Annotated in this window: 30 protein-coding genes; 18 read left to right on the top strand and 12 right to left on the bottom strand. The window is 70.3% G+C overall.

Translation table 11 applies throughout. The features are described 5' to 3' along the window. Positions 1-79: 79 nt before the first annotated feature. Genes OG714_RS18925 through OG714_RS18910 form a run of 4 tightly spaced genes read left to right on the top strand, consistent with a single transcriptional unit; the run spans position 80 to position 3,565 of the window. Positions 80-1,003, top strand: a complete 924-nt coding sequence (locus OG714_RS18925; protein WP_406122441.1) for an ABC transporter ATP-binding protein — start codon at positions 80-82, stop codon at positions 1,001-1,003. Beyond that, a complete protein-coding gene (locus OG714_RS18920) occupies positions 1,000-1,740 on the top strand; it encodes an ABC transporter permease (RefSeq protein WP_406122438.1) in 741 nt (246 codons plus the stop codon). The genes OG714_RS18925 and OG714_RS18920 overlap by 4 nt, the downstream gene beginning before the upstream one ends. Positions 1,741-1,745: 5 nt before the next feature. Further along, complete coding sequence (locus tag OG714_RS18915) at positions 1,746-2,954, top strand: sensor histidine kinase (protein ID WP_406131869.1); 1,209 nt, start codon at positions 1,746-1,748, stop codon at positions 2,952-2,954. Then, on the top strand, positions 2,951-3,565 hold the full coding sequence (locus OG714_RS18910) for a response regulator (protein WP_406122436.1): 615 nt from the start codon (positions 2,951-2,953) through the stop codon (positions 3,563-3,565). The genes OG714_RS18915 and OG714_RS18910 overlap by 4 nt, the downstream gene beginning before the upstream one ends. Before the next feature lie 107 nt (positions 3,566-3,672). Here the strand turns inward: OG714_RS18910 and OG714_RS18905 are convergent, their stop codons facing one another. Both OG714_RS18905 and OG714_RS18900 read right to left on the bottom strand, forming a co-directional pair. Then, positions 3,673-4,524, bottom strand: coding sequence for a transglutaminase-like domain-containing protein (locus tag OG714_RS18905; protein WP_406122434.1), 852 nt, complete (start codon positions 4,522-4,524; stop codon positions 3,673-3,675). Between the two features lie 17 nt (positions 4,525-4,541). Next, positions 4,542-5,549: a GNAT family N-acetyltransferase gene (locus OG714_RS18900; protein WP_406122432.1), complete on the bottom strand. Its 1,008-nt coding sequence runs from the start codon at positions 5,547-5,549 to the stop codon at positions 4,542-4,544. A 140-nt stretch (positions 5,550-5,689) separates the two neighbouring features. Between OG714_RS18900 and fdxA the strand changes: the two genes are divergently transcribed. Together fdxA and OG714_RS18890 are read left to right on the top strand one after the other, a co-directional pair. Then, complete coding sequence (gene fdxA / locus OG714_RS18895) at positions 5,690-6,010, top strand: ferredoxin (RefSeq protein WP_019058397.1); 321 nt, start codon at positions 5,690-5,692, stop codon at positions 6,008-6,010. Positions 6,011-6,155: 145 nt separating this feature from the next. After that, on the top strand, positions 6,156-7,250 hold the full coding sequence (locus OG714_RS18890) for a bifunctional succinyldiaminopimelate transaminase/glutamate-prephenate aminotransferase (RefSeq protein ID WP_406122429.1): 1,095 nt from the start codon (positions 6,156-6,158) through the stop codon (positions 7,248-7,250). A 126-nt stretch (positions 7,251-7,376) separates the two neighbouring features. On the opposite strand, the gene OG714_RS18885 is transcribed toward OG714_RS18890, so the two are convergent. Next, the gene (locus OG714_RS18885) at positions 7,377-7,829 is read right to left on the bottom strand and encodes a hypothetical protein (protein ID WP_019072065.1); all 453 of its coding nucleotides are present in this window, start codon (positions 7,827-7,829) and stop codon (positions 7,377-7,379) included. A 283-nt stretch (positions 7,830-8,112) separates the two neighbouring features. Further along, complete coding sequence (locus OG714_RS18880) at positions 8,113-9,099, bottom strand: heavy metal transporter (RefSeq protein WP_406122427.1); 987 nt, start codon at positions 9,097-9,099, stop codon at positions 8,113-8,115. Positions 9,100-9,184: 85 nt separating this feature from the next. Between OG714_RS18880 and dapE the strand changes: the two genes are divergently transcribed. Both dapE and OG714_RS18870 read left to right on the top strand, forming a co-directional pair. Beyond that, a complete protein-coding gene (gene dapE / locus OG714_RS18875; protein WP_406122425.1) occupies positions 9,185-10,264 on the top strand; it encodes a succinyl-diaminopimelate desuccinylase in 1,080 nt (359 codons plus the stop codon). A 77-nt stretch (positions 10,265-10,341) separates the two neighbouring features. Beyond that, complete coding sequence (locus OG714_RS18870; protein WP_019058183.1) at positions 10,342-11,100, top strand: TIGR00730 family Rossman fold protein; 759 nt, start codon at positions 10,342-10,344, stop codon at positions 11,098-11,100. Positions 11,101-11,230: 130 nt separating this feature from the next. Here OG714_RS18870 and folP read toward each other — a convergent pair whose 3' ends face one another. After that, complete coding sequence (gene folP, locus OG714_RS18865) at positions 11,231-12,091, bottom strand: dihydropteroate synthase (protein WP_406122422.1); 861 nt, start codon at positions 12,089-12,091, stop codon at positions 11,231-11,233. 135 nt (positions 12,092-12,226) lie between these two features. Here folP and OG714_RS18860 point away from each other — a divergent pair, with 135 nt between their 5' ends. Both OG714_RS18860 and OG714_RS18855 read left to right on the top strand, forming a co-directional pair. Next, positions 12,227-12,577: a DivIVA domain-containing protein gene (locus OG714_RS18860; protein WP_406131868.1), complete on the top strand. Its 351-nt coding sequence runs from the start codon at positions 12,227-12,229 to the stop codon at positions 12,575-12,577. Continuing rightward, complete coding sequence (locus OG714_RS18855; protein WP_406122420.1) at positions 12,574-13,155, top strand: DNA-3-methyladenine glycosylase I; 582 nt, start codon at positions 12,574-12,576, stop codon at positions 13,153-13,155. Before OG714_RS18860 ends, OG714_RS18855 begins: the two co-directional genes overlap by 4 nt. A 78-nt stretch (positions 13,156-13,233) precedes the next feature. Here the strand turns inward: OG714_RS18855 and OG714_RS18850 are convergent, their stop codons facing one another. After that, positions 13,234-14,037 carry an enoyl-CoA hydratase/isomerase family protein gene (locus OG714_RS18850; protein ID WP_406122418.1) on the bottom strand — a complete coding sequence of 268 codons (804 nt, stop codon included), beginning with the start codon at positions 14,035-14,037 and terminating at the stop codon, positions 13,234-13,236. Positions 14,038-14,103: 66 nt separating this feature from the next. Here OG714_RS18850 and OG714_RS18845 point away from each other — a divergent pair, with 66 nt between their 5' ends. Next, positions 14,104-14,268, top strand: a complete 165-nt coding sequence (locus OG714_RS18845) for a hypothetical protein (RefSeq protein ID WP_406122416.1) — start codon at positions 14,104-14,106, stop codon at positions 14,266-14,268. Between the two features lie 144 nt (positions 14,269-14,412). After that, a complete protein-coding gene (locus OG714_RS18840) occupies positions 14,413-14,580 on the top strand; it encodes a DUF3117 domain-containing protein (protein WP_003966491.1) in 168 nt (55 codons plus the stop codon). Between the two features lie 141 nt (positions 14,581-14,721). On the opposite strand, the gene OG714_RS18835 is transcribed toward OG714_RS18840, so the two are convergent. After that, positions 14,722-15,420: an O-methyltransferase gene (locus tag OG714_RS18835; protein ID WP_200686647.1), complete on the bottom strand. Its 699-nt coding sequence runs from the start codon at positions 15,418-15,420 to the stop codon at positions 14,722-14,724. A 270-nt stretch (positions 15,421-15,690) separates the two neighbouring features. On the opposite strand from OG714_RS18835, the gene sigE reads away from it, so the two are divergent. The 5 genes from sigE (at position 15,691) to OG714_RS18810 (ending at position 20,495) form a co-directional block, all read left to right on the top strand. After that, positions 15,691-16,392, top strand: a complete 702-nt coding sequence (gene sigE, locus OG714_RS18830; RefSeq protein ID WP_019072074.1) for an RNA polymerase sigma factor SigE — start codon at positions 15,691-15,693, stop codon at positions 16,390-16,392. Further along, positions 16,389-17,402 carry an anti-sigma factor family protein gene (locus OG714_RS18825; RefSeq protein WP_406122414.1) on the top strand — a complete coding sequence of 338 codons (1,014 nt, stop codon included), beginning with the start codon at positions 16,389-16,391 and terminating at the stop codon, positions 17,400-17,402. Before sigE ends, OG714_RS18825 begins: the two co-directional genes overlap by 4 nt. Before the next feature lie 185 nt (positions 17,403-17,587). Beyond that, entirely contained in the window at positions 17,588-18,970 is a 1,383-nt protein-coding gene (locus OG714_RS18820; protein ID WP_406122412.1) for a trypsin-like peptidase domain-containing protein, read from the top strand. A gap of 201 nt (positions 18,971-19,171) precedes the next feature. Beyond that, positions 19,172-19,600 carry a sec-independent translocase gene (locus tag OG714_RS18815; protein WP_406122410.1) on the top strand — a complete coding sequence of 143 codons (429 nt, stop codon included), beginning with the start codon at positions 19,172-19,174 and terminating at the stop codon, positions 19,598-19,600. A gap of 235 nt (positions 19,601-19,835) precedes the next feature. Further along, on the top strand, positions 19,836-20,495 hold the full coding sequence (locus OG714_RS18810) for a hypothetical protein (RefSeq protein WP_406122408.1): 660 nt from the start codon (positions 19,836-19,838) through the stop codon (positions 20,493-20,495). A 91-nt stretch (positions 20,496-20,586) separates the two neighbouring features. On the opposite strand, the gene OG714_RS18805 is transcribed toward OG714_RS18810, so the two are convergent. The 3 genes from OG714_RS18805 to OG714_RS18795 are packed head-to-tail and all read right to left on the bottom strand — an operon-like array spanning position 20,587 to position 23,705. Beyond that, positions 20,587-21,720 carry an Mrp/NBP35 family ATP-binding protein gene (locus OG714_RS18805; RefSeq protein WP_329256892.1) on the bottom strand — a complete coding sequence of 378 codons (1,134 nt, stop codon included), beginning with the start codon at positions 21,718-21,720 and terminating at the stop codon, positions 20,587-20,589. A 43-nt stretch (positions 21,721-21,763) separates the two neighbouring features. Next, positions 21,764-22,357: a DUF1003 domain-containing protein gene (locus OG714_RS18800; protein ID WP_406122406.1), complete on the bottom strand. Its 594-nt coding sequence runs from the start codon at positions 22,355-22,357 to the stop codon at positions 21,764-21,766. After that, positions 22,347-23,705 carry a magnesium transporter MgtE N-terminal domain-containing protein gene (locus tag OG714_RS18795; protein WP_406122404.1) on the bottom strand — a complete coding sequence of 453 codons (1,359 nt, stop codon included), beginning with the start codon at positions 23,703-23,705 and terminating at the stop codon, positions 22,347-22,349. The genes OG714_RS18800 and OG714_RS18795 overlap by 11 nt, the downstream gene beginning before the upstream one ends. A 210-nt stretch (positions 23,706-23,915) precedes the next feature. On the opposite strand from OG714_RS18795, the gene OG714_RS18790 reads away from it, so the two are divergent. Next, positions 23,916-24,635: a hypothetical protein gene (locus tag OG714_RS18790; RefSeq protein WP_406122402.1), complete on the top strand. Its 720-nt coding sequence runs from the start codon at positions 23,916-23,918 to the stop codon at positions 24,633-24,635. A 15-nt stretch (positions 24,636-24,650) separates the two neighbouring features. On the opposite strand, the gene OG714_RS18785 is transcribed toward OG714_RS18790, so the two are convergent. Beyond that, on the bottom strand, positions 24,651-25,163 hold the full coding sequence (locus tag OG714_RS18785) for a hypothetical protein (protein ID WP_406122400.1): 513 nt from the start codon (positions 25,161-25,163) through the stop codon (positions 24,651-24,653). Positions 25,164-25,186: 23 nt separating this feature from the next. Then, entirely contained in the window at positions 25,187-26,305 is a 1,119-nt protein-coding gene (locus OG714_RS18780) for a magnesium and cobalt transport protein CorA (RefSeq protein WP_406122398.1), read from the bottom strand. Positions 26,306-26,521 lie beyond the last annotated feature (216 nt).

Genomic DNA, 26,521 nt, shown 5'->3' with positions numbered 1-26,521 from the left:
TCCGCATGACATCTGTCATCCGCCACTCAGGACCGCCGACACTGCCGCGGCCCCGGTCCCGGCGGCCACGATGGATGCCATGACGACAACAGCCGCGACGGCCACCCCGGTGGTCGGGTTCGATCAGGTGGGCAAGAGCTACGGCGACGTACGGGCCGTGGACGGGCTGTCGCTCGTGCTGCACCCGGGGGAGACGGTGGCCCTGCTGGGGCCGAACGGGGCCGGCAAGTCGACCACCCTCGATCTGCTGCTCGGTCTCAAGCAGGCCGACACCGGCAAGGTCGAGGTCTTCGGGACCAGCCCGCGTGAGGCCATCGTCGCCGGGCGGGTGGGCGCGATGCTGCAAAGTGGCGGGCTGATGGACGAGGTCACCGTCGGTGAACTGGTCAGGCTGGCCTGCGACTTGCACCCGAAGCCGTACAAGGCCGCCGACGTGATCGCCCGCGCGGGCATCGCCCAGATCGCCGACCGCAAGGTCAACAAGCTCTCCGGCGGCCAGGCCCAGCGCGTCCGCTTCGCCCTCGCGACCGCCGGCGACAGCGACCTGATCGTCCTCGACGAGCCGACCACCGGCATGGACGTCACCGCCCGGCAGGCCTTCTGGGCCACCATGCGCGAACAGGCCGACCAGGGCCGTACGGTCCTCTTCGCCACCCACTACCTCGAAGAGGCCGACGCCATCGCGGACCGCGTGCTGGTCCTGCACCGCGGCCGGCTCCTCGCGGACGGCACCGCCGCCGAGATCAAGGCGAAGGCGGGCGCACGCAAGGTCGCCTTCGACCTGGAGGGCGAGATCGACGAGACCTCACTGCGCTCCCTCCCGTTCCTGACCTCGATCGACATCTCCGGCCAGACCATCCGCATCCAGTCCACCGACGCCGACGCGACCGTCCACGCGCTCTACGGCCTCGGCGTCTACCCCCGCAACCTCGAAGTCGCCGGGCTCGGCCTGGAGCAGGCCTTCGTCGCCATCACCGCCGCCGAGGAGGCCAAGCAGTCATGAACAGCCTGATCAAGCTGGAACTCACCCGCGCCCTGCGCAACCGCAAGTTCCTGTTCTTCTCGGTGATCTACCCCTCGGCCCTGTTCCTGCTGATCGCGGGCAGCGCCGGCGGCACCGACAAGATCGACGGCACTGGCCTCACGGTCGCCACCTACATGATGGTCTCGATGGCCTCCTTCGGCGCCCTGACCGCCGTCCTGATGGGCAACAGCGAGCGCATCGCGAAGGAGCGGGAGAGCGGCTGGGTACGGCAGTTGAGGCTCACCACGCTGCCGGGGCGCGGCTATGTGATCGCGAAGACGGCCAGCGCCGCCGTGGTCAGCCTGCCTTCCATCATCGTCGTCTTCATCGTCGCCGCGACCGTGAAGGACGTACGGCTGGACGCCTGGCAGTGGGTCGCGCTGACCGGCGCGATCTGGGCCGGCAGCCTGGTCTTCGCCGCGCTCGGGGTGGCCATCGGGTACATGGCGAGCGGGGACGCGGTCCGGCCGATCACGATGATCACGTACTTCGGACTGTCGATGCTGGGCGGCCTGTGGATGCCCGCCACGACGTTCCCCGACTGGCTGCAGGACATCGCGAAGTGGCTGCCCACGCACGCGTACGCTGCGCTGGGGCAGGCGATCGAGCAGAGCCAGTCGCCCCACGCCAAGGACGTCACCCTCCTCGTCGTCTACTTCGTCCTGTTCGCGGGCGGGGCGGCGTGGCTGTACCGGAAGGACACGCTGAAGGCGTGAGCGCGATGACCGAAGACCTGCGGTCCGACGAGGAGGCCCGGGCGGAGCGGCTGGTGCGGATCGGGCAGCCGCCCCGCAACCGGGGCGAGGTGCTGCGCAAGCTGGTGTGGATCCTGCCCTGGCTGGTCTTCCTCGGCGCACCCGTGCAGGACCTGACAGGCGGCCACCACACCACCGCGGCCACGACGGCCGGCTGGGTGGGCCTGGTGGCCTTCACCGGGACCTACCTGGCCGTCGTCTTCCGCACCATGGGCCGCCCCTACTCCGGCTGGACCGTCGCCGCCCTGGTCGCCGTCCTGTGGGTACTGGCGGTAGCCCTGACAGTCTCTCTCGGCCACTCCTGGCTCGGCCTCTTCGTGTACGTCTCCGTCTCCTGCGGGGTCACCCTCCCTCTGAGCGCCGCCTACTGGACGATCCCGCTGACCACGGCCGCGATGATGCTGGCGGGATGGTTCGTCGACGACCTGGACGACGCCTGGGGCCTGTTCCTGATCGTGCTGCTGGTGGGCTACTCCATGACAGGAGTACGGCAACTGGTGCGCACGACGGTCGAGTTGCGCAAGGCCCGCGCCACGGTCGCCCAACTGGCCGCCAACGAGGAGCGCTTGCGCCTGGCCCGCGACCTGCACGACCTCCTCGGCCACTCCCTCTCCCTGATCACCCTGAAGAGCGAACTGGCCGGCCGGATGCTCCCCGGCCACCCCGACAAGGCGGCCCAGCAGGTCGCCGACATCGAACAGGTCAGCCGCCAGGCCCTGGTGGACGTCCGCGAGGCGGTCACCGGCTACCGCCGCCCCCGCCTGGCCGGCGAACTGGCGGGCGCACAGGTCGCGTTGACGGCGGCGGGAGTCATCGCGGACCTCCCCGCGGAACCGGACCTGACGGCCGTGTCCGAGGAGAGCGAGTCGGCCCTGGCCTGGGCCCTGCGCGAGGCGATCACGAACGTCGTACGGCACAGCGGCGCCCAGCGCTGCGTCGTGGAACTGGTCCGGCGCCAGACGCTGGACGGCCCGATGCTCGAACTCTCCGTGGAGGACAACGGCTCGGGCGGCTCAGGCAAGGCCCCCGGCAACGGACTGACCGGCCTCACCGAGCGCCTGGAGAAGGCCGGCGGCTCCCTGGAGGCGACCCGCCTTAAACGCGGCTTCCGGCTGGTCGCACGGGTGCCCGCCGCAACTCCGGTCGCCGTGACGGACGTAGGATCGCCCGCATGAGCCGTACGATCAAGGTCCTCCTCGCCGAGGACCAGTCGATGGTCCGCGAGGCACTGGCCGCACTGCTCGGCCTGGAGGACGACATCGAGGTCGTCGCCCAAGTGGCACGCGGCGACGAGGTGTTGGCGGCGGTACGGCAGCACGACGTGGACGTGGCCCTCCTCGACATCGAGATGCCGGGCTGCACGGGCATCGAGGCAGCGGCCCAACTCCACAAGGCGCTCCCCGAGGTGAAGCTGGTCGTCCTCACGACCTTCGGCCGCCCCGGCTACCTCCGCAGCGCGATGGAGGCGGGCGCCGACGCCTTCCTGGTGAAGGACGCCCCGGCGGCCCAACTGGCCCAAGCGGTAAGGAAAGTACTGGCAGGGGAGAGGGTCATCGACCCCACCCTCGCGGCAGCGGCCCTGGCAGAGGGCGCCAACCCTTTGACCGACCGCGAGCGAGAGGTGCTGCGGGCGGCGGCGGACGGTTCCACGAACGCGGAGCTGGCCACGGCCCTTCATCTGTCCCAGGGCACGGTCCGCAACTACCTGTCGACGGCGATCCAGAAACTGGCGGTACGGAACAGGGCGGAAGCGGTACGGATCGCAAGGGAGAAGGGCTGGCTGTAGAGCACGGGTCAGGGCAGCCCACCCAGGGGCGCGGGGAACTGCGCGACCAGCCCCAACGCGCCATCAGACGCAAGACGGCCAAACCTCCAACGGCGAATAGGCGAAAGTCAGTTCAACATCGCCCGAGCCGAATGAGCCTGCCCCCGCACCTGATCGGCCGCGGGCGCATCCACCACAGCCACCACCTCCGCATACGCCTCCAGTTCATCCGCCCCGGTGAGGAAATCCCCGCGCTGCACAAGCAGTTGAGCCCGCTCATACCGCAACCGCGCAGGATGCGAAGGCAGCAGCAACGCCAACTCAACGGCCCACAGGGCAACATCCGACCGCTCAGGCCGAGCCGCAGCCCACGCCCGGATGTTGTTCAGGACGCGAGACACCACCTCCAGAGGCGCCGCAGGCACAAGCATCCCGGGTTCCAGCGAGGCCCCGGTCGCCCCCGCCACCAACACCTCCGCGTCACCGCCCGCCAACACCCGCCCGCCATCAAAGGGATCGGCGAGTACCTGCTCCTCAGCCGCCCCGAACCCCACCACGAAGTGCCCCGGCAACGCGACCCCGTACACCGGCGCCCCCGCCCGCCGAGCGACCTCCATCCACACCACGGACAGCAGGATCGGCAACCCGCGCCGCCGCCGCAGTACTTCGTGCAGCAACGAGGACTCCAGCCGCTGATAGTCGCCGGGCGTACCGCGGAACTCGAACCGCACGCCCAGGAGTTGACGCAGTGCGTCGGCCCAGGCGAGCGGCGCGCCGGGCCGGAAGGGCAACTGCCCTGCCAGCCGGTCCAGTTCGATCTGCGCCGAGTCGATGCCCGCGTCGTCCAACGCCCCGTCCGCCGCCGCCCCCACGAGCAGACACAGCGTCGCGAGATCGGGCCGCTCGGCCCGAGCCTCCTCGGCGAACAACCGACGTACCTCAGCGGCCCGTTCAGGCGGCGGCGGACAGGGGCCCGGCATGGCGAACTCGAACCCCTTCACGACGAACCGTCGCGATAGTGGTGGTAGGCGTGATGCGCCGAGAACCCCATCCCGGAGTACAGCGCCCGCGCCCCCGCGTTGTCCGCCTCGACCTGCAACCACGCGGCCGACGCCCCCTCGTCCAGCGCCCGCGAGGCCAGCGCGGCCATGACGAGCGAGCCCAGCCCCCGCCGCCGTAGCGCGGGATCGACCTCGACCGCGCCGAAACCGGCCCACCGTCCGTCGACGACACACCGCCCGATCGCGGCGGGAGCCGAATCCGCGTTCTCTCCGGGCACGGTCGCGAACCACACCGAGGGTCCGCTCCCCAGCACCTTCAGGGCCACGTCGCTCACCCCCTTGCGCTGGTAGCGGGCCAGCCACGCCTCGTCGGCGGCCCTGGACAGCGCGACCCCGGACGTGTCGGTGTCGGCTCGGTCGGCGAGGGGTGCCAGGGCCCCGATCCACAGCTCGGCCGTGACCTCGCGGGTCCAGCCGCGCTGTTCGAGCTCGGCGCAGAGCAACTCCTGCGTGCCCTCGCCGCCGGTCGCGGTCTGGACGTACGCGGGCAGGCCCCGGTCGCCGTACCACCGTCGTACGGCGGTCAGGGCCTCGTCCAGGGGCAGGGCGGGATCGCCGAGCGGCAGCACGGAGTTGGCGCGCCGGGTGTATCCGGCGGCGGCGCGCAGCTCCCACTCGCCGAGCCGCTCGCTCTCCACCGGCCGCCACGCGCGCGCGGAGACCTGGGCCAACTCCCGGTAGGTGGCGGACGGTCCCCGGCGGCGGGCCGGAGCGGCCGGGACGATCTTGCCCGCGACCAGCGAGGATTCCGAAATACGGACGGACTCGCCACCCTTCCGTGTGATCGTCAGCACACCGCTGTCCCATGATGTGAGAACACCCACCGTGTCGGTGAACTTCTCCGTCGTGTCTTCAGCACCTGTCAAGCGCCTGACGGACACCCGTTTGCCCACGTCAGCAGCGGTGATCCGGACCTCAAGACGTCCAGCCGCAGAGATTTCCACAGGTCAGTTCACCCCTCCTGTATGGATCACGCCCCGGAACGGAGATACTAGGTGCGGGCATGGACGACGCCGCGCTCCAGCGCGCCTGGCGGCGGAGCCTACGGAGGCCCGCCAGCGCCCTATCGAGGAGGAACGACAGCGTGACCTACGTCATCGCGCAGCCTTGTGTCGACGTCAAGGACAAGGCGTGCATCGAGGAGTGCCCGGTCGACTGCATTTACGAGGGCTCCCGGTCCTTGTACATCCACCCGGACGAATGCGTCGACTGCGGAGCCTGTGAGCCGGTGTGCCCGGTCGAGGCGATCTTCTACGAGGACGACACTCCCGAGGAGTGGAAGGACTACTACAAGGCCAACGTCGAGTTCTTCGACGAGCTCGGCTCCCCCGGCGGCGCCAGCAAGCTGGGCCTGATCGAGCGCGACCACCCCTTCGTCGCCGCGCTGCCGCCGCAGAACCAGTAAGAGCGGCCCGCACAGACGCGCCGCCTCGGTCCCGTACGGCCTGATCACGCCCGATCAGCGCCCTACGGGGCCGAGGCGTTTGCCGTACGACGGCTGCGCGGCGCGCTTGTACGGGGCGCACGCACCAGAAAGTGAGCCAGTCATCGTGTCCGCAGTCACCGACCGCCTGCCCACCTTCCCCTGGGACAAGCTGGAGCCGTACAAGAAGACGGCCGCAGCGCACCCGGGCGGCATCGTCGACCTGTCCGTCGGCACCCCGGTCGACCCGGTTCCCGACCTGATCCAGAAAGCGCTGATCGCCGCGGCCGACTCGCCCGGCTATCCGACGGTCTGGGGCACACCGGCACTGCGTGACGCGATCACCGGCTGGGTGGAGCGCCGCCTCGGCGCCCGTGAGGTGACCCACCGCCACGTCCTGCCGATCGTCGGCTCCAAGGAACTCGTCGCCTGGCTCCCCACCCACCTGGGCCTCGGCCCGGGCGACCGTGTGGCCTACCCGCGCCTCGCGTACCCGACGTACGAGGTCGGCGCCCGCCTGGCCCGCGCCGAGTACGAGACCTACGACGACCCGACACAGCTGAACCCCGAGGGACTGAAGCTCCTCTGGCTCAACTCCCCGTCGAACCCCACCGGCAAGGTCCTCCCGAAGGACGAGCTGACCCGGATCGTCGCCTGGGCCCGCGAGCACGGCATCCTCGTCTTCTCCGACGAGTGCTACCTCGAACTGGGCTGGGATGCCGACCCGGTCTCGGTCCTCCACCCGGACGTCAACGGCGGTTCCTACGACGGGATCGTCGCCGTCCACTCCCTCTCCAAGCGCTCGAACCTCGCCGGTTACCGCGCGGCCTTCCTCGCCGGCGACCCGGCGGTCCTCGCCCCGCTCCTGGAGATCCGCAAGCACGGCGGCATGATGACCTCGTCCCCGACCCAGGCAGCGGTGATCGCGGCCCTCGGCGACGACACCCACGTCCAGGAACAGCGCGAGCGCTACCTGACCCGCCGCACCGCCCTGCGCGAGGCCCTCGTCGCCCACGGCTTCCGCATCGAACACAGCGAGGCCAGCCTGTACTTGTGGGCAACGAGGGACGAGTCCTGCTGGAAGACGGTCGCCCACCTGGCCGACCTGGGCATCCTGGTGGCACCGGGCGACTTCTACGGCGAGGCGGGCGAACACTTCGTACGAGTGGCCCTGACGGCGACGGATGAGCGAGTAAGGGCAGCTGTAAACAGGCTCAGCTGAAACCCCCCGGGGGCGCGGGGAACGGCGCGACAAGCCCCCACCGGCGTAAGCCGCAGAACGACGCGGCAAGGGGTCCAGGGAACTCCCTGGACCCCTTCAACGCAGGTGCACTAAAACGCGGCCGAACTAGCCGAGCGGCAGCCCCTTCAACGGCAGCTCCTGGGCCGTGGGCAACCCACCCTTGGTCACCGCGTCAGTCGGCAACCCACCACCCGCAGTCGCCGTCTTGGCCGTGTCACCGAGCAGGCCTCCGGCCTGCCCCGCGGTGTCCCCGGCAACATGCTGCGCGGCCGGAGCCACGGTCTTGGCAACCTTCCCGCCGGTCTTGCCCGCGGCCGGCACCGCCTTCTCCAGCGTCTGGCCACCGGACTTGCCGGCGACCCCCGTGACGTTCTGGCTCGCGCCGTCGACCGTGTTGCCGACGCTTGCCCCGTCCAGGGCGGTCAGCGCGCCCAGGTTCGGGGTGGCCGGCAGGGAGGGGGCCGCACTGGCGGAGCCGGCCGCACCGACCCCGGCTGCCGCTCCCGCTGCGACGAGCAGCGCGGCACGGGCGATCCGGCGGGTCAGGGGGAGGGACATGATGCTCCTTGTGTTGATCTCCGGGCTCGGACGCAGTGACTACCGCTCGAAGCACGCGAAGGTTGCGGAGCGGCAACGTAAAGAGTTGGCAATGCGTCGCATTATCAGCTACGGATAAAAACGGACAAAGAGCGCCCGGTCCGAAAGTCTGCCGAATGCGTACAGCCCTTTGTTCTCAAGGGTTTCGGCGCATGTGGGGGTGACGGCCCGAAGACCTGCGCACCCCCAGCCCCGCATCGACCGGGCATGACCCCTACGGGTGAGGACCCGTACGACTGCCCGGCTACTTCTCCGCGCCCTGCCGCTCGGTCACTATGCGCACCCCGCCGGAGGCCTCCGTGGCGGACGAGTGCCACGGGTCGTCCGCGCTGCCGGCGGCCCACTCACGGCCGGCGTACGACACGCGCTCGATGTGCAGCACCGAGGAGTTGGCCACCGCCCAGTGCGCGAGCTGCCATCCGGTTGTCGTGCTGCCGGACCGCACCGGCAGGGTCACGGTGCTGCTCCCGCCGGTCGCGCTCGCACTGGGCGTCGGCGTGGACTTGGCCTTCGCCGTGGACTTGTCCTTCGATGCCGAGCCGCCTCCGGTCACCTCCGCACCGGTCTCCTTCAACACCGTGCGCCCGAAGTCCCGTACCAGCGCGGCCCGTACGGCGTCCGGGCCGGTGTCGGCCTGGGTCGTGTCCGGGAGGCCCTGACAGGTCAGCGTGGCGGCCGCCTGCCCGGTGAGGGCGGCGGACAGCAGCGTGGCCTCGGGCTCGTGCTTGGCGTACGCCTCCGGGTAACCGCTGCGCTGCACGCGCTGCGCGGCGACCGTGAGGGGGAGCTTCTGGTAGTCGTCCACCTTGGACAGGTGCTCGTAGAAGACGCCCGCCGCGTACGTCGGGTCCAGGATCTCCTTCTTGGTGCCCCAGCCCTGCGAGGGCCGCTGCTGGAACAGGCCGAGCGAATCCAGGTCGCCGTGCTGGATGTTGACGAGCTGCGACTCCTGGAGGGCGGTCGCGAGGGCGATCGTCACGGCCCGCTCCGGCATCCCGCGCCCGGTGCCGACGGCGGCGATCGTCGCCGCGTTCATCGTCTGCTCCTGGGAGAACTCGTACGCCTGGCCGTCGTCCTTGCCGGAGACCACCTTGCAACCGGGCCCGCCCCGGCCGCCGGTGACGTACTGGACGAGCAGATAGCCCGCGACCGCGAGCAGCACCACGAGGGCCGACGCGAACCGGAAGAGGCGGCCGCGTCGACGCTTCTTGGGGGTGGGGGACTGCAGCATCCCCACAAGGTAGCGGAGGCTCCTGTTACCGCTGCGCCGGGTGTGGACAAACGGTGGAGAGGCCCTTCGCGTTAGGGTCGACGCCATGCCCGACACCGCACTTGACCTCACGCTGGACGCCGCACGGCTCACCGCGCAGCTCGTCGACTTCCCCTCGGAGAGCGGCAGCGAGAAGCCCCTCGCGGACGCGATCGAGACCGCGCTGCGCACCCTGCCGCACCTGACGGTCGACCGGTACGGCAACAACGTCGTCGCGCGGACCAGCCTCGGGCGTCCGGAACGCGTCGTCCTGGCGGGCCACATCGACACGGTCCCGATCGCCGACAACGTCCCCTCGCGCCTCGACGAGAACGGCGTCCTGTGGGGCTGCGGCACCTGCGACATGAAGTCCGGCGTCGCGGTCCAACTCCGCATCGCCGCAACGGTTCCGGCCCCCAAACGCGACCTCACCTTCGTCTTCTACGACAACGAGGAGGTCGCCGCCCATCTCAACGGCCTCAAGCACGTCTCCGAAGTCCGTCCCGACTGGCTGGAGGGCGACTTCGCGGTCCTCCTGGAGCCGACGGACGGCCAGGTCGAGGGCGGCTGCCAGGGCACGCTCAGGGTGTTCCTGAAGTTCAAGGGTGAACGAGCGCACTCCGCGCGCGCGTGGATGGGCTCCAACGCGATCCACGCGGCCTCGCACGCGCTGGCCAAGCTCGCCGCGTACGAGCCCCGCACACCCGTCGTGGACGGCCTCCAGTTCCACGAGGGCCTCAACGCGGTGCGTGTCGAAGGGGGAGTGGCCACCAACGTCATCCCCGACGCGTGCACCCTGGTCGTCAACTTCCGCTACGCGCCCGACCGTAGCGAGGAGGAGGCCGAGGCCTTCGTACGGGACTACTTCGCGGACTGCGGGGTCGACGAGTTCGTCGTCGACGACCACACAGGAGGGGCCCGCCCCGGCCTGACCCACCCGGCCGCGGCGGCCTTCATGGCGGCCGTGGGCGGCGAGGCCCGCCCCAAGTTCGGCTGGACCGACGTGGCCCGCTTCAGCGCGCTCGGTGTCCCCGCGGTGAACTACGGCCCAGGTGCCCAACTCCTCGCCCACAAGGTGGACGAGAGGGTCGAGGCGGCTCTCATCCCCGAGGCGGAGCGGCGACTGCGGGACTGGCTCACCGCCTGACATCCGTATGTCCCCCCTCCGTAACCCGCGTAGACCTACGCTGAGGTACGAAACACCTGCAAGTGGAGGGAGCGCACATGGCTACAGGCAACCCGGAGGGCAAGCAGCAGCCACCGGAGGAGCAGCGCCTGGGACCGGTCCTCCGGCGGCGCGATCAGGTGACCGCGAGCACGACCGACCAGCGCCTCCTGGACGCGGGCGGACCCTCGGACTGGGTCCACACCGATCCGTGGCGCGTCCTGCGGATCCAGTCGGAGTTCATCGAGGGCTTCGGCACCCTGGCCGAACTGCCGCCCGCGATCAGCGTGTTCGGCTCGGCCCGCACCAAGCCGGACTCACCGGAGTACGAGGCGGGCGTACGGCTCGGACACGCCCTCGTGGAGGCCGGGTGGGCCGTGATCACCGGCGGCGGCCCCGGGGCCATGGAGGCGGCCAACAAGGGCGCCCTGGAGGCCAAGGGCATCTCCGTCGGCCTCGGCATCGAGCTGCCCTTCGAGCAGGGGCTCAACGCCTACGTCGACATCGGGCTGAACTTCCGCTACTTCTTCGTCCGCAAGATGATGTTCGTCAAGTACGCCCAGGGCTTCGTGGTCCTGCCCGGCGGCCTCGGCACCCTCGACGAACTCTTCGAGGCCCTCACCCTCGTACAGACCCAGAAGGTCACCCGCTTCCCGATCGTCCTCTTCGGAAGCGAGTACTGGGGCGGCCTGGTCGACTGGCTGAAGAACACGCTGATCGCCCAGGGCAAGGCGTCGGAGAAGGACCTGCTGCTGTTCCACGTGACGGACGACGTGGACGAGGCGGTCGCGCTGGTCTCGAAGGAAGCCGGCCGGTAGAAGTCAGCCCGTCCGGCGTTTGAGGACGAGGCCGTCCAGGCCGAAGCGGGGGTCTGGGGGCGCAGCCCCCAGGGATGGGACGGGTAGGGGCGGCGGGGGCGCTGCATTCATCAGCGGCTCCGCCGCGGGCCTACGCCAGCCCCCGCCTCCCCACCGCCGGCGGCCGATGCCCGGCGATCGACGCCACCATGTCCAACACCTGCCGCGTCTCCGCGACCTCGTGCACCCGATACACCTGCGCACCCAGCCACGCCGACACGGCGGTGGTCGCGAGCGTCCCCACAACCCGCTCCTTGACCGGCTTGTCGAGGGTCTCGCCCACGAAGTCCTTGTTGGACAGCGACACCAGCACGGGCCACCCCGTCTCGACCATCTCGCCGAGCCGCCGGGTCGCCTCCAGACTGTGCCGCGTGTTCTTCCCGAAGTCGTGCCCGGGATCGATCAACACCGACTCCCTGGGCACGCCCAGCTCTACGGCCCGTTCGGCGAGGCCCATGGTCACGCGCAGGATGTCGGCCATGACGTCGTCGTACGTCACCCGGTGCGGCCGTGTGCGTGGCTCCGCGCCCCCCGCGTGCGTGCACACCAGTCCCACGCCGTACCGCGCGGCAACCTCCGCGAGCCGGGGGTCCACGCCGCCCCACGCGTCGTTCAGGAGATCCGCTCCGGCCTCGCAGACCGCCTCGCCGACCTCGTGCCGCCAGGTGTCGACGCTGATGATCACGTCCGGGAAGCGCCGCCGCACCTCGGCCACGAAGCCGACCGTGCGCCGTGCCTCCTCGGCGGCGGTCACCTCCTCGCCGGGGCCGGCCTTGACCCCGCCGATGTCGATGATCGCGGCGCCCTCGGCGACCGCCTGCTCCACGCGCGCGAGGGCGGGCTCGTCGCGGAACGTGGCCCCCTGGTCGTAGAAGGAGTCCGGGGTCCGGTTCACGATCGCCATGATCACCGGCTCGTGCGTGTCGAATTCACGCCTGCCCAGCCTGAGCATCCCCTGTGACCTCTCCTAGTGCGTACCGGTCTTCAGCCGCCTGTGACCCTAACTGTCAGCGTCGCATGGCACGATCGGACCCTGACACATTCGGCTTCGGCACGTCCGACATCGACGCCCGTGGAGACCTCAGAGATGTTCATGTTCCTGTTCCTGGTCGTCGGGCTCGCCGTCGTGGTCGGCGCCGTGACCCTCTCGGTGATCGGCGGCGGCGACAGCGCCCCGCTGCCCGACGCGGCGCCCGAGCGCCTCGACGACCCGCTGCCCCAGGACCGGCCGGTGAACCACGCCGACATCGAGACGCTGCGCTTCCCGCTCGCCGCGCGGGGCTACCGCATGGACGAGGTGGACGACGTACTGAGCCGCCTCGCCGCCGAACTCGCCGAGCGCGACGCCCGGATCGCGGACCTGGAGTCCGCGCTGGCGGGCGCGCAGGCCACCGCCCACGTCTCCATGCGGAAGCCGCTGGAAGGCGACCAGCAGTGAGCGACGGCGGGGCCGTCGCCGGTCCGGACGGCGCTCTGCGCTGCCCCTGGGCGCTGTCCACGGAGGACTACGTCGCGTACCACGACGAGGAGTGGGGCCGCCCCGTCCACGGCGATGACGCCCTGTACGAGCGGCTCAGCCTGGAGGCCTTCCAGTCCGGTCTCTCCTGGATCACGATCCTGCGCCGCCGCGAGGGCTTCCGGGCCGCGTTCGACGGCTTCCAGATCTCCAAGGTCGCCGCCTTCACGGACACCGACCGCGAACGTCTCCTCGCCGACGCCGGCATCATCCGCAACCGCCTCAAGATCGACGCGACGATCGCCAACGCGCGCGTGCTGGCGGATTGGGCCCCGGGCGAGCTCGACGAGTTCATCTGGTCCCACGCCCCGACCCCGGGCCCGGCCCCGAGGACCCTCGGAGACGTCCCGGCGGTCACGGCCGAGTCGACGACCCTGTCCAAGGCACTGAAGAAGCGGGGCCTGAAGTTCGTCGGCCCGACGACGGCGTACGCACTGATGCAGGCGTGCGGGTTGGTCGACGACCACTTGGAAGCCTGCGTGGCGAGAAGCGCCGGTTAGGGGCGCGGGGCTGTATCGATGTGCGGCTCCGCCGCGTGGGCGCGACCAGCCACAACGGTCCCGCGGCCCCCGACGGCGCTATCGACCCAGATACTTCGGCTTCTCCTTGTTGACGAAAGCCTGCACAGCGATCGCGTGGTCCTCCGACGCGCCCGCCCGAGATTGAAGTTCGTCTTCTTTCTGAAGGGTCTCCTCAAGGGTGTGCGTCAGGCCGTACGCCACCGCCTCCTTCAGCGCCGCGTAAGCCACCGTCGGGCCATCCGCCAGCTGCCGAGCGACCTTCTCCGCCTCGGCGTGCAACTCGCCGACGGGGACGAGCCGGTTGGCGATCCCCAGGTCGTACGCGTCCTGCGCCGTGATCGTCCGCGGGAACAGCAGCAGGTCGGACGCGCGGCCCGGACCGACGACCCGGGGCAGCGTCCAGGAGATGCCGGAGTCCGCGGTCAGGGCGACTCCCGCGAAGGACGTGTTGAAGCCGGCCGTGTCCGCCACGACCCGGTAGTCCGCGGCCAGGGCGAGCCCGAAACCGGCGCCCGCGGCGACTCCGTTGACCCCGGCGACCACGGGCTTCGCCATGCCGGCCAGCGCCCGCACGATGGGGTTGTAGTGCTCCTTCACCGTGGTCATCGTGGCCCCGGTCCCGGCCTCCCGGTCGGAGGCGAGCAGCGTGATGTGCTCCTTGAGGTCCTGGCCCACGCAGAACGCCCGCTCCCCGGCCGCGGTCAGCAGCACGGCCCGTACGGCGTCGTCGTCCGCCGCGGACTGGACCGCCTCCCGGAGGGCGACCTTGGTCGCGATGTTCAGCGCGTTCATCGCCTCGGGGCGGTTCAGCGTGATCGTCGCGAGTCCGTCGCTCACCTCGTAGAGCACGGTGTCGGCCATGGCGTATCCCCTCGGGTGTCGCGGCTCCGGCGTACCGGTCGGTACGCCGTACGTCCGTAGGACAGCATGGCGGAGATCACCGTCCACGCACCGGACCGGACGTGTGACCTGCGTCAAAGAATTCAGGGCCGGATCGGGGCGGCCGGGGTCGGCGCGGCGGCGAAGTATCGCAGTCACATCGGCGAATTGAGTGGTTTTGCTCGCGCGCGTTGCCCAAGCGATGCCGACTGATGTTGGTCATCGGGTCCTGAGATGCGGGATAATGGCTTGGAAGCAATGTGTTCGATGCCGGTGACGCGTGTCTCATTAGGGGCCGCGCGTGCCCTCCATGGGGCCGTCGGCGACGATGAGCTGGTTTCAGGAAGGGGAACGAGCATGGCGGCCATGAAGCCGCGGACGGGCGATGGCCCGCTCGAGGTGACCAAGGAGGGGCGGGGCATCGTCATGCGCGTTCCGCTCGAAGGCGGCGGGCGGCTCGTCGTCGAGCTGACCCCTGACGAGGCCGACGCGCTGGGCGACGCCCTCAAGAAGGTCGTCGGCTGACGCGGCGGAACGCGACCATACCCCTTCAGCTGCCCCGGCACCCGAGACGGTGCCGGGGCAGCTGTTTTCCCGGAGTCCTGTCCCGAAGTCTTGTGGGTTCTGTCCCGAAGTCCCGTGGCCCGACCGCCGGTTGGGGCCTGTCTACCGTTTGACGGCGCACAGCAGGCCGTCGCCCACCGGGAGCAGCGACGGCACCAGGTCCGGGCTCTCGCGCACGGCGCGCAGCAGTTCCCGCAGCCGGAGGACTTCGGTGGGCTGGGGGCTCGAGTCGACGGTGCGGCCGTTGGCGAAGACGCCCTCGAAGACCACCAGGCCACCCGTACGCAGCAGGCGCAACGATTCAGCGAGATAGTCCAGGAATTCCAGGCGGTCGCCGTCGCAGAACACCAGGTCGTAGCCGGCGTCCGCGAGCCGGGGCAGCACGTCCAGGGCGCGGCCCGGGATGAAGCGGGCCCGGTTGCTGGCGAAGCCGCAGGCGCGGAAGGCCTGGCGGGCGAACTGCTGGTGGTCCGGCTCGGGGTCGACGGTGGTCAGTACCCCGTCCGGCCGCATGCCGTACAGAAGATGCATTCCGGAGACGCCGGTCCCGGTGCCGATCTCCGCCACCGCCTTCGCGTCCACGGTGGCGGCGAGCATCCGCAGCGCGGCGCCCGTGCCGGGCGACACCGAGCGCAGCCCTGCCTCGCGGGCCCGGTCACGGGCCCAGCGCAGTGCTTCGTCCTCGGCGACATAGGCGTCGGCGAACGCCCAGCTCGTCTGCCGGTTGCCGGTAATGACCCTCTCCTGTCCCCGTGGTTGCCTGGGCGTGACTGTATCCGTTGGTGCCGGGAACCTGCTGATGGGACCGGGCGTTTAGAGGGGGAGGAATGCACTGGGGGACGCGGCCGGAGGGAAGAGCGGGGGATGAGGATGGATCAGTACGTCGGACAGCGGCCCGAGCAGGGGCACGGGCATCGGCTCGCACCACCGCCAGGTCGGTATGAGCGTGTATCAAATTCTCGTAAAACCGCTTATCCGGAGCTAACGGGCGAGGTGGCTATGGTAGGGGCTCCACTGGACACCACCAGAGCCGACAGGGGAGGTGCGGCTGTACCTGTGGATCGGGGAGGAGTGCTCCGGCGCTTTCTCGGATCGGCGGGCAGGCCGAAATCCGTGAACGACACCGCTGCTGACCACAGCCACGCCGCTGACCATGCCCAGACCGCGACCTTCTCCACCGACGCGGACGGGCAGGCGTGGACTCCGCCCACCTGGGAGGAGATCGTCAGCACCCACAGCGGCCGTGTGTACCGGCTCGCGTACCGCCTGACGGGGAACCAGCACGACGCCGAGGACCTCACACAAGAGGTCTTCGTCCGGGTCTTCCGTTCGCTGTCGACGTACACGCCCGGCACCTTCGAGGGCTGGCTGCACCGCATCACCACCAACCTCTTCCTGGACATGGTCCGCCGCAAGCAGCGCATCCGTTTCGACGCGCTGGGGGAGGACGCGGCCGAGCGCCTGCCCAGCCGCGAGCCGTCACCCCAGCAGGTCTTCAACGACGCGCACTTCGACGCGGACGTCCAGCAGGCCCTGGACACCCTCGCCCCGGAGTTTCGGGCGGCGGTCGTCCTGTGCGACATCGAGGGTCTCTCGTACGAGGAGATCGCCGCGACCCTGGGCGTCAAGCTCGGTACGGTCCGTTCCCGGATCCACCGCGGCCGCTCCCAGCTCCGCAAGGCCCTCGCGCACCGCTCGCCGGAAGCACGGGCCGAGCGCCGTTCCTTCGTGGCGCGTGTGCCCGCGCTGGGGGGAGGGGGCGCGACCGCGTGAGTGGATCACGTCCTACGCCTGCGGAGCAGCATCTGGGAGACCGACTTTCCGCCCTGGTGGACGGGGAGCTCGGTCATGAGTCGCGCGAGCGCGTACTGGCGCACCTGGCCACCTGCACGAAGTGCAAGGCCGAGGCCGACGCGCAGCGCCGACTGAAGAACGTGTTCGCGGAAATGGCCCCACCGCCCCCCTCCGAGAGCTTCCTGGCCCGTCTCCAGGGGCTTCCCGGGGGAGGCGGCGACACGGACGGCGAGGAGCCGCCCGGCGGGGGACTCTTCGCCGCCGGGATCGGTGTCTTCGGCGTCAAAAGAGACGGCCCGCTCGACGCGTTCGAGTTCGGCTACGTCCCCGCGGCCCCGCACGTCGCCAGGGCCCTGACGCCTTCGGCCCAGGCTCAGTCTTCGTCCCGGTCCACGTCCCGGGCCGCCCGTGAAGGCTTCCGTATCCATGACGTCAGCCGGCACGACACCGACCGCTCCGCCTCGCGCGGGATGCGGTTCGCGTTCGTCGCCGCCGGGGCGGTGTCGCTGGCCGCGATCGCGCTGGGCGGGGTGGCCACGGTCGCTCCGGGCGACACGGCCGCGGAAGCGCGGGGCGGTACGGGTGTGACACCGGCGCGTACGCAGGGCACGGGCGCGGCGGCGGCCTCCGACGCGGGGCGGCGCCGTGCGGTCGGCCCCCTGCTCGCCCAGGGCACGAGCCAGCGGTCGATGCTCGGCGACACCGCGGTACCGCCGACCTCGGTCTCCGCACCGCTCCTGCCCGGAGTGCCGTCGCCAGCGGTCGCCCGGGGTGACGAGGTCATGCACACGCTCACCGCGCCGGTGATGGCCGGAGCGGCGGTCATGTCCCCCCTGATACGCCCGCTCAACGCGACTCCGCCGGTCGCCCTCACGTCGTGGTCCACGGCCCCCGAGGTCATGGCCCCCGGCCTGCTCCGCGCACCGGCCCCCGACACCACCTCGTCCCCCACTCCCACCTCCTCGACCCCCTCCCACCCACTCCACTGACCGGGCCCTGCGCCACGGCCCGCGAACCTGGTTGAATCCGGGGAGTACGGGGTGGCGCGGCCAGTTGTGGGGGGACCATGAACGAGGGGACACCGGAGCGGGGGCCCGCGGAGACGAAGTGGTGGGCTCGTGGACGGGGTCCTGCGGCGCCGGACGCGACGGGTGATCCGGTACCGGGTGCGGTTTTGGCGGAGGATGCTGCGCCGGACCAGGCCCTCGCCCCCGTCCTGCACTCTTCACCCACCCCCTCCCCGGACCTCGCCCCCGCCCAAGACCCGGCACCCGTACCCATCTCCGTTCAAGAGCTCGCGCCCACCGAGCCCACCCCCGTCCAAGACCCCACTCCCACCGAACCCGCCAACCCCTGGCACCGCTACGACCCCTGGGCCTCTCCCGCCCCCCTCCAGCAGACCGGCGCCCCGACCCTCACACCCGAACAGCAGCGCACCCGCACCCGGAAGCTCCTCGTCGGGTCTGCCGTCGCCCTCGCTCTTCTCTCCGGTGGTGTCGGTGGGGTCGTAGGGGCGCGGCTGGAGCGGGACGGTGTTGGTGGGGACGTCGTGTTGCCGCAGGCCGGGAAAGAGGACGGTGGGCGGGCGCCTGGGAGTGTTGCCGGGATTGCGGCTCGGGCGTTGCCCAGTGTGGTGACTCTGCATGTGAGCGGTGATGAGGAGTCGGGGACCGGTACCGGGATCGTGTTGGACACGCGGGGGCACATCCTCACCAACAACCATGTCGTCCAGCCCGCCGGCGGCGACGGGACGATATCCGTCAGTTTCAGTGGAGGACAGACCGTCAAGGCCAAGGTCGTCGGGCACGACACCGGGTACGACCTCGCCGTCGTGCAGGTGCGCGGGGTGCGGGGGCTGAAGCCGATGCCGCTCGGGAACTCGGACAACGTGCGGGTGGGGGACCCCGTTGTCGCGATCGGCGCGCCCTTCGATCTCGACAACACCGTGACCTCCGGGATCATCAGCGCCAAGGAGCGGCCCATCACGGCCGGCGGTGAGGCCTCGGACGGGAGCGATGTGTCGTATGTCGATGCCCTGCAGACCGACGCGCCCATCAATCCCGGCAACTCCGGTGGGCCCTTGCTCGACGCGCAGGGGCGGCTGGTCGGGGTCAACTCGGCCATCCGGTCCGCCGATGACGGGGCCGGGGACGGGGACGGGACGGAGAGTGGGCAGGCCGGGTCCATCGGGCTCGGGTTCGCCATTCCCGTCAACCAGGCCAAGCGTGTCGCCGAGGAGCTGATCAACACCGGGAAGGCGACCCACCCGGTCATCGGCGTCACCCTCGACATGGACTACGCCGGGGACGGTGCCCGTGTCGCCACGAAGGGCAGCGGTGACGGGCCCGCCGTCACCGCGGGCGGTCCCGGTGCCAAGGCCGGGCTCAGGGCGGGCGACGTCATCACCGAGGTCGACGGCGAGCGGGTCCACTCCGGTGACGAGCTCATTGTCAGGACGCGTGCCCATCGGCCGGGCGACCAGCTGCGGCTGACCCTGCGGCGGGCCGGCAAGAACATGACCGTGTCGCTCGTTCTCGGCTCATCGACCGGTGATTGACAGAAACGTCACAGGTGAGAGCCCCGCGACCCTTCCCACTAGGCAAACAACCCGGAAAACCGGTCGTGTACACCCACTCGTAGCCCCCGGGACAGTACCGGTCGGGTGGGATGGCCGGGTACCGTGGACCCGGCCCGGACCACGGAAGACGCGCACAGACCACCGAGGGCCGAGGACCGAGGACATCGCAAGGAGCTTCAGGTGTTCAATGACATAGGACCGCTCGAGCTGGTGACGATCATTGTGCTCGCCGTGCTCGTCTTCGGTCCGGACAAGCTCCCGAAGGTCATCCAGGACGTCATGCGGACGATCCGGAAGATCCGAGAGTTCTCGGAGAGCGCCAAGGCGGACATCCGCGAGGAGCTGGGACCGGAGTTCAAGGACTTCGACTTCGAGGACCTCAACCCCAAGACGTTCCTGCGCAAGCAGCTGGACAACGACGAACTGGGGCTCAAGGAGATCCGCAACGGCTTCGACCTGAAGAAGGAGATGGCCGAGGTCACGGAGGCGGTCCAGAGCGCGGACACCCCGAGTTCCGCGCCCTCTTCGAGCGGTCGTCTCGACATGACCAAGAAGCCCGAGGACCCCGAGAAGGACGACCGTCCGCCCTTCGACGCGGACGCCACCTGAGCCGTACGGGGACAGTCGTCTCACTGCCTCCTACGTGACGCGTTTCATACCTCTCCAGCCCGTTCCACGCCCCCGTACGGCCTGAACACGGCCTCTGTGCGCCTCGCGCGCCGGGCGCTTTCCGGGCTGCCTCGCACGAGGTGGCTATGCTGCCGAGTTGTTGTGCGGACCGGGCGAGTCGCCCGAAGGGGGGCGGGCCGCCCCGGTCCGACGAGAACGAGGAGGCGTCCGGAGCATGGAGACGACGAGTCGGGTAGGCGCGCAGGCGCCGGCCGCGGAGGGTGGACAACAACTCCCCTCCGCCCGGCGCACGGTCGACGGCTACCTGCTGGCGCCCTTCCCGTGGTACGGCCTCGACGAGGCCTTCACGGGACCGCGCTGGCTGATGCAGGTGGGCATGGCGGCGGACGGAGCCGTCGAACACGGCTCGATCGGGCACGGCGACGAGCCCTCCGTACGCAACGAAGGCACGGAGGACAAGGAGAAGTTCGCGGTGGTCGTCACCGTCGCGGGCAATCCCGCCCGGCGCACCGCCGACGGCACGGGCCTCCTGGAGGCGACCTCGGTCTCCTCGGCGGCATGGCTCGCCGGTGTGGGGCTGCTGTCCTTCACCTGGCCCGGCCAGATGGACCACACCCTGCGCGACGACTGGCTGGAGCAGCAGACCGAGACCGCGTGGGTGCTGGCCGACGACCTCGCCGGCGACGACTGGTCGACCCTGTCCCTCCCCGTGGACGGCGTACCGACGCCCTTCCACTACCGCGAGTCCGAGTTCGGCTGGGTCCTCGCCGGGTCGACTCAGGAGGGCGTGCACGTGGGGGCGTACGGCAGGGGCATGAGCGCGTACGGGCTCGGCTTCGCCATGATCAAGGACATCGCGACCTACGCCCAGTAGCGGCGGTTACGACGAGGGGGCGCCGTCCGGTGGGACGGCGCCCCCCTCGTCGTAGAAGAGTCCGGGTGAGGGAATTCGCGTAAGAAGATCCCTAGAACTTGTTCCTCGGGGTGATCCCCAGGGACATGCCCGAAAGGCCTCGCTGGCGGCCCCCGAGCTTCCCCGCGATCGCGCGCAGTGCCGCGCCCGCCGGGGAGTCAGGGTCCGTCAGGACGACCGGTTTGCCCTCGTCGCCGCCCTCGCGGAGGCGGACGTCGATCGGGATGCTGCCCAACACCGGGACCGAGGCGCCCGTCGTGCGGGTCAGGCCGTCCGCCACCGACTGGCCGCCGCCCGTGCCGAAGACGTCGACCATCTCGCCGCAGTGCGGGCACGGCAGGCCCGCCATGTTCTCGACGACGCCGACGATCTTCTGGTGGGTCTGTACGGCGATGGAGCCGGCCCGCTCGGCGACCTCGGCCGCCGCCTGCTGCGGGGTCGTCACGACCAGGATCTCGGCGTTCGGGACGAGCTGGGCGACGGAGATCGCGATGTCGCCCGTGCCCGGCGGGAGGTCGAGCAGCAGGACGTCCAGGTCGCCCCAGTACACGTCCGCCAGGAACTGCTGGAGCGCGCGGTGCAGCATGGGGCCGCGCCACACCACCGGCGCGTTGCCCGGCGTGAACATGCCGATGGAGATGACCTTCACGCCGTGCGCGGACGGCGGCATGATCATGTTCTCGACCTGGGTGGGACGGCCGTCCGCGCCGAGCATGCGCGGCACGCTGTGGCCGTAGATGTCGGCGTCGACGACACCGACCTTCAGGCCGTCGGCGGCCATCGCGGCCGCGAGGTTCACCGTCACCGAGGACTTGCCGACGCCGCCCTTGCCGGAGGCGACCGCGTACACGCGCGTGAGGGAGCCGGGCTGCGCGAAGGGGACCTCGCGCTCGGTCTTGCCACCGCGCAGGGCGGTCGCGAGTTCCTTGCGCTGCTCGTCGCTCATCACGTCCAGGGTGACGTCGACACCGGTGACGCCCTCGACACCCAGGACCGCCTCCGTCACGCGCTGCGTGATCGTCTCGCGCATGGGACAGCCGGAGACCGTCAGGTACACGGTGACCGCGACCGCTCCGTCCGCACCGATCTCCACCGACTTGACCATCCCCAACTCGGTGATGGGTCGGTTGATCTCGGGGTCGTTCACCGTCGACAGCGCTTCACGCACCGCGTCTTCCGTAGCCATAGGGTCGATGGTACGGCGCCGCGCGGGGCCCCAGGTAAGCCCGTCACCGGTCGTCTACGTCACGTCCGCGCGACCGTTCTGCCGGGAATACGACGTGCCTGTGGTGACCGTCCGCGCGTTCCTCGAGCTCTTTCACCAGGTCCTGGAGTTCGGAGCGGATCCAGTCCCGGGTCGCGACCTCGCCCAGGCCGATGCGCAGGCTGGCGATCTCGCGGGTGAGGTACTCGGTGTCGGCGATCGACCGCTCGTTCTGCTTGCGGTCCTGCTCCAGGTTGACCTTGTCGCGGTCGTCCTGCCGGTTCTGCGCGAGCAGGATCAGCGGGGCCGCGTACGAGGCCTGCAACGACAGCATCAACGTCAGGAAGATGAACGGGTAGTTGTCGAACCGCACGTCCCGCGGCGCGAAGATGTTCCACAGCACCCAGGCGATGATGACGACCGTCATCCAGACGATGAACCGCCCGGTGCCCAGGAACCGCGCGATCCGCTCCGACAGCCGCCCGAAGGCCTCCGGGTCGTACTCGGGCAGGAACCGGCGCCGGGGCGGTCGCGGCTGGTCGAGCCGGGCCCGGGTCCGGGTGGTGGCGGTCGCGCCCGCCGGTGTCCGCTCGCGTGTGGTCTCGCGCTCAGGAGTCATGAGCCGCCACCTCCTCCGCCTCTGCCGATTCCTCTGCCGATGCCTCTGTCGCCACTGCCTCGTGCTCGTCCACTCCCTCGTCCACGCCCTCGTCGAGGTGGAACTCGGTCTCCCGCCAGTCCTCCGGCAGCATGTGGTCCAGCACGTCGTCCACCGTCACCGCGCCGAGCAGCGACCCGGTCTCGTCGACCACGGGCGCCGCGACCATGTCGTACGTCGCGAAGAACCCGGCGATGAGCTGAAGCGTCGCGTCCGGGTCCAGCGGCTGAAGGTCGTCGTCGATGATCGCGCTGACCAGGGTGTACGGCGGGTCGCGCAGCAGCCGCTGGAAGTGGACCGTGCCGAGGTACTTGCCGGTCGGGGTGTCGTCGGGCGGGCGGCAGACGTAGACCTGGGCGGCGAGGGCCGGCGAGAGGTCGGCGCTGCGGACCCGGGCGAGCGCGTCGGCGACGGTCGCGTCGGGCCGCAGGACGATCGGCTCGGTCGTCATGAGGCCGCCCGCGGTGTGCTCCTCGTACGACATCAGGCGGCGTACGTCCGCTGCCTCGGAGGGCTGCATCAGGTTCAGCAGGCGCTCCTTGTCGTCCTCGGGGAGTTCGGAGAGGAGGTCGGCCGCGTCGTCCGGGTCCATCGCCTCCAGGACGTCCGCCGCGCGCTCCTCCTTCAGCTTGCCGAGGATCTCGATCTGGTCGTCCTCCGGGAGTTCTTCGAGGACGTCGGCGAGGCGGTCGTCGTCGAGGGCGGCGGCGACCTCGGCCCGGCGCTTGGGGGAGAGGTGGTGCAGAACGTTGGCGAGGTCGGCGGGGCGCAGCTGCTCGAAGGTGGCCAGGAGGCTCTCCGCGCCCTGTCCCTGCTCCTCCAGGGAGAAACCGGTGACGGCGGACCACTCCACGGTCAGCGTCTCGCCCTTGGCCCTCCTGAAGGCTCCGCCGGTCCTGCCCTTCCGTACGAAGATCCGGTCGATCTCCCAGTCCCGGCGGGCCGGCAGATGCTGCACCGACAGGTCGAGGACGCTGACCTCCTCGCCGGTCTCGACGAGGGTGACGCGCCGGTCCATGAGTTCGCCGAACACCAGCCGCTCGGTGGGGCGTTGCTCGAAGCGGCGGACGTTCAGCACACCGGTCGTGATGACCTGACCGGACTCGATGCCGGTGACGCGGGTCATCGGCAGGAAGATGCGGCGCCGGGTGGAGAGTTCGACGACGAGGCCCAGCAGCCGAGGGGGCCGCCGGCCCACGCGGAGCATGGCTACGAGGTCGCGCACGCGGCCCACCTGGTCGCCGTTCGGGTCGAAGACGGCGACACCGGAGAGGTGCGACACGAAGACTCGGGGAGCGCCGGCTGCCATGGCCGCACCTCCTTCTTTCTGTCCTGGTATTCCGATGGATTCTGTGGCTTCCGGATGTTCCGAATTGCCTGCTCGGATGGGCTTCAGGCTAGCCCGTCCGTATGTGATCCGCGCTGGTGGGCGGTCCGGACGGACTGGCTCCGTCGGCGTCCCGCGGCCCCGGTACGCTGCCGTACGCCATCGCCCCCCGCACCGGAAGGCACCCCACCTGTGACTGCGATCCCCCAGGTCCGAAACCGTCGTGCGGCGCTGCTCGGCGCGGTCTGTGTCCTGGCCCTGACGGGGTGCGGCGGCGGGGACCCGGACGCGGGGACCAACGGGGTCGGCAAGCTGGCCGCCGACAAGATCCAGTCGAAGTCGGTCACGGCCGCGGGCGCCGCCGACGCCGTACGGCTGTCCGGGACCGTCGTCACCAGCGGGCGGACGTACACGCTCGACATGCGGCTGAAGTCCGACGGCGGCAGCGGGTCGGTCACCTCGAAGGGGTCGACCTTCGGGCTGCTGCGGATCGGCGAGGAGCTGTACCTGAAGGCCGACGCGGACTTCTGGAACAGCAACGGGGACTCGGGCGCCGGCGACACGCTCCACGGCAAGTACGTGAAGGTGCCGCAGGGCGACCCCTCGTACAAGAAGTTCAGTGGTTTCACGGACAAGGACGTCCTCCTCTCCAGCTTGCTGACCCTGCACGGTTCACTCGCGACGGACGGACACCACGCGCAGAACGGTGTCCGGACGATCCGCATCACCGGCGACGACGGATCCGGCGGCACGCTCGACGTGTCGCTCGAGGGCAAGCCGTATCCGCTCCGGCTGGTCCGTGCGGGCGGCGCCGGCACCCTGACCTTCTCGGACTGGGGCAAGGGCTTCACGGTGACGCAGCCGAAGGGCGACGACACTGTCGACTACGGCAAGCAACTGCCGTCTTCCTAGCGGTGGTCGCGGTGGTTACCGGCGTTTGCGTTTCTTCAGGAGCAGGCGCGGCAGCCCGGCCGGCATCGGCTGACGGGTCGTCGCCGGGGTCGGCAGCGGAGGCTCCGCCAGCGAACCCTCCGGCAGGTCGGCCGTCGCTCCCGTCGGTTCCAGGCGCAGCACCCGGCACTCGCGGGCCCAGCGGGCCGTCATCGCCTCGCCGTCGGGGGCGTTGAGGCGCTTGCCCTTCAGCTCGGCGACTGTCGCCGTCCAGGCCTCGGAGTCCGGGGCCAGTTCGACGACCCTCGCGGTCCACGAGACCAGCCGGCCGCCCTTGTCCTTGCTGCGGACCGTGACCTCGGCGGGGCCGCCGTCGGTCAGTCCCGGCAGCGGCTGCTCGCCCGGTCCGTCGCCGATGAGGCAGGCCGCGCCCTCGTGCCAGACGTGCCACAGGGCGCGGGCCGGTACGCCCGGGCCGTTGACCCAGACGAGACCGGACTTCTTCGTGGCCTCCTCGACGAGGGCCTGGTCGAGCAGCTCGCTGGTCATGGTGGTCAGCCTATCCACGTCCGTCACAGCCAGCCGTTGCGCTTCAGCGTGCGGTGGATCGCCAGACAGACCGTCACGGTGAAGGCGAGCACCGCCGGATACCCGTACTTCGCGTGCAGTTCGGGCATGTGCTCGAAGTTCATGCCGTAGACGCCCGTCACCATCGTCGGTACGGCGATGATCGCGGCCCACGCGGTGATCTTCCGCATGTCCTCGTTCTGGGCGACGGACGCCTGCGCGAGGTTGGCCTGGAGGATCGAGTTGAGCAGCTCGTCGAAGCCGATGACCTGCTCGTGGACCCGGGCGAGGTGGTCGGCGACATCGCGGAAGTACTTCTGGATGTCCGGGTCGATCAGCCGCATCGGCCGCTCGCTCAGCAGCTGCATGGGACGCAGCAGCGGCGATACCGCGCGCTTGAACTCCAGTACCTCGCGCTTGAGTTGGTAGATCCGCGCCGAGTCGACACCGCGCGAGACCCCGCCCTTGCGGCCCGGTGTGAACACCTCGGTCTCGACCTCGTCGATGTCGTCCTGCACCGCGTCCGCGACCGCGACATAGCCGTCGACGACGTGGTCGGCGATCGCGTGCAGCACCGCCGAGGGGCCGCGGGCGAGCAGCTCGGGGTCGTCCTGGAGCCGGTGCCGCAGCGCCCGCAGCGAGCCCTGCCCGCCGTGCCGGACGGTGATGAAGAAGTCCCGCCCGGTGAAGCACATGACCTCGCCGGTCTCAACGACCTCGCTGTTGGCGGTGAGTTGGTCGTGCTCGACGTAGTGGATGGTCTTGAAGACGGTGAAGAGGGAGTCGTCGTAGCGCTCCAGCTTGGGCCGCTGGTGGGCCTGTACGGCGTCCTCGACGGCGAGCGGGTGGAGCCCGAACTCCCGGGCGATGACGGCGAATTCGGCCTCGGTGGGCTCGTGCAGCCCGATCCACACGAAGCCGCCGTCGCGGCGCACCAGGCGCATCGCCTCGTGCGGGGTCAGCGGCTTGCCGACGTCGGCGCGGGCACCGTCGCGGTAGACGGCGCAGTCGACGACGGCCGAGGGGGTGCCGGGGTCGCGGGTGGTGTCGTACGCGCCGCCGTCCTTGCGCAGGGAGGGACGGGACGGGCGGACCACGGCACGCAGGTCGCGGATCATCGACATGGCGGGCTCCTTCGCGACGAGCAACGAAAGGCGCCGACGACGGTTGGAACTGCCCGGAATGGGGACGTCCTGGGTACGGATGTTTGGCACGTCCACAAAGCGGGGAGCACCGCACCGTCGCGGTGGCGAACTTCGTTACTGATACAGGCACTGACTTCGGAACAGACGGATCGGTCGGATCGGATACACCGAACAGATCAGGCAGATCAGGAAAAG

Source organism: Streptomyces sp. NBC_00989 (genome assembly GCF_045162655.1).
Classification (GTDB): domain Bacteria; phylum Actinomycetota; class Actinomycetes; order Streptomycetales; family Streptomycetaceae; genus Streptomyces.
The sequence above is the reverse complement of the archived record's forward strand: the minus strand, read 5'-3'. Positions and strand labels throughout refer to the sequence as shown.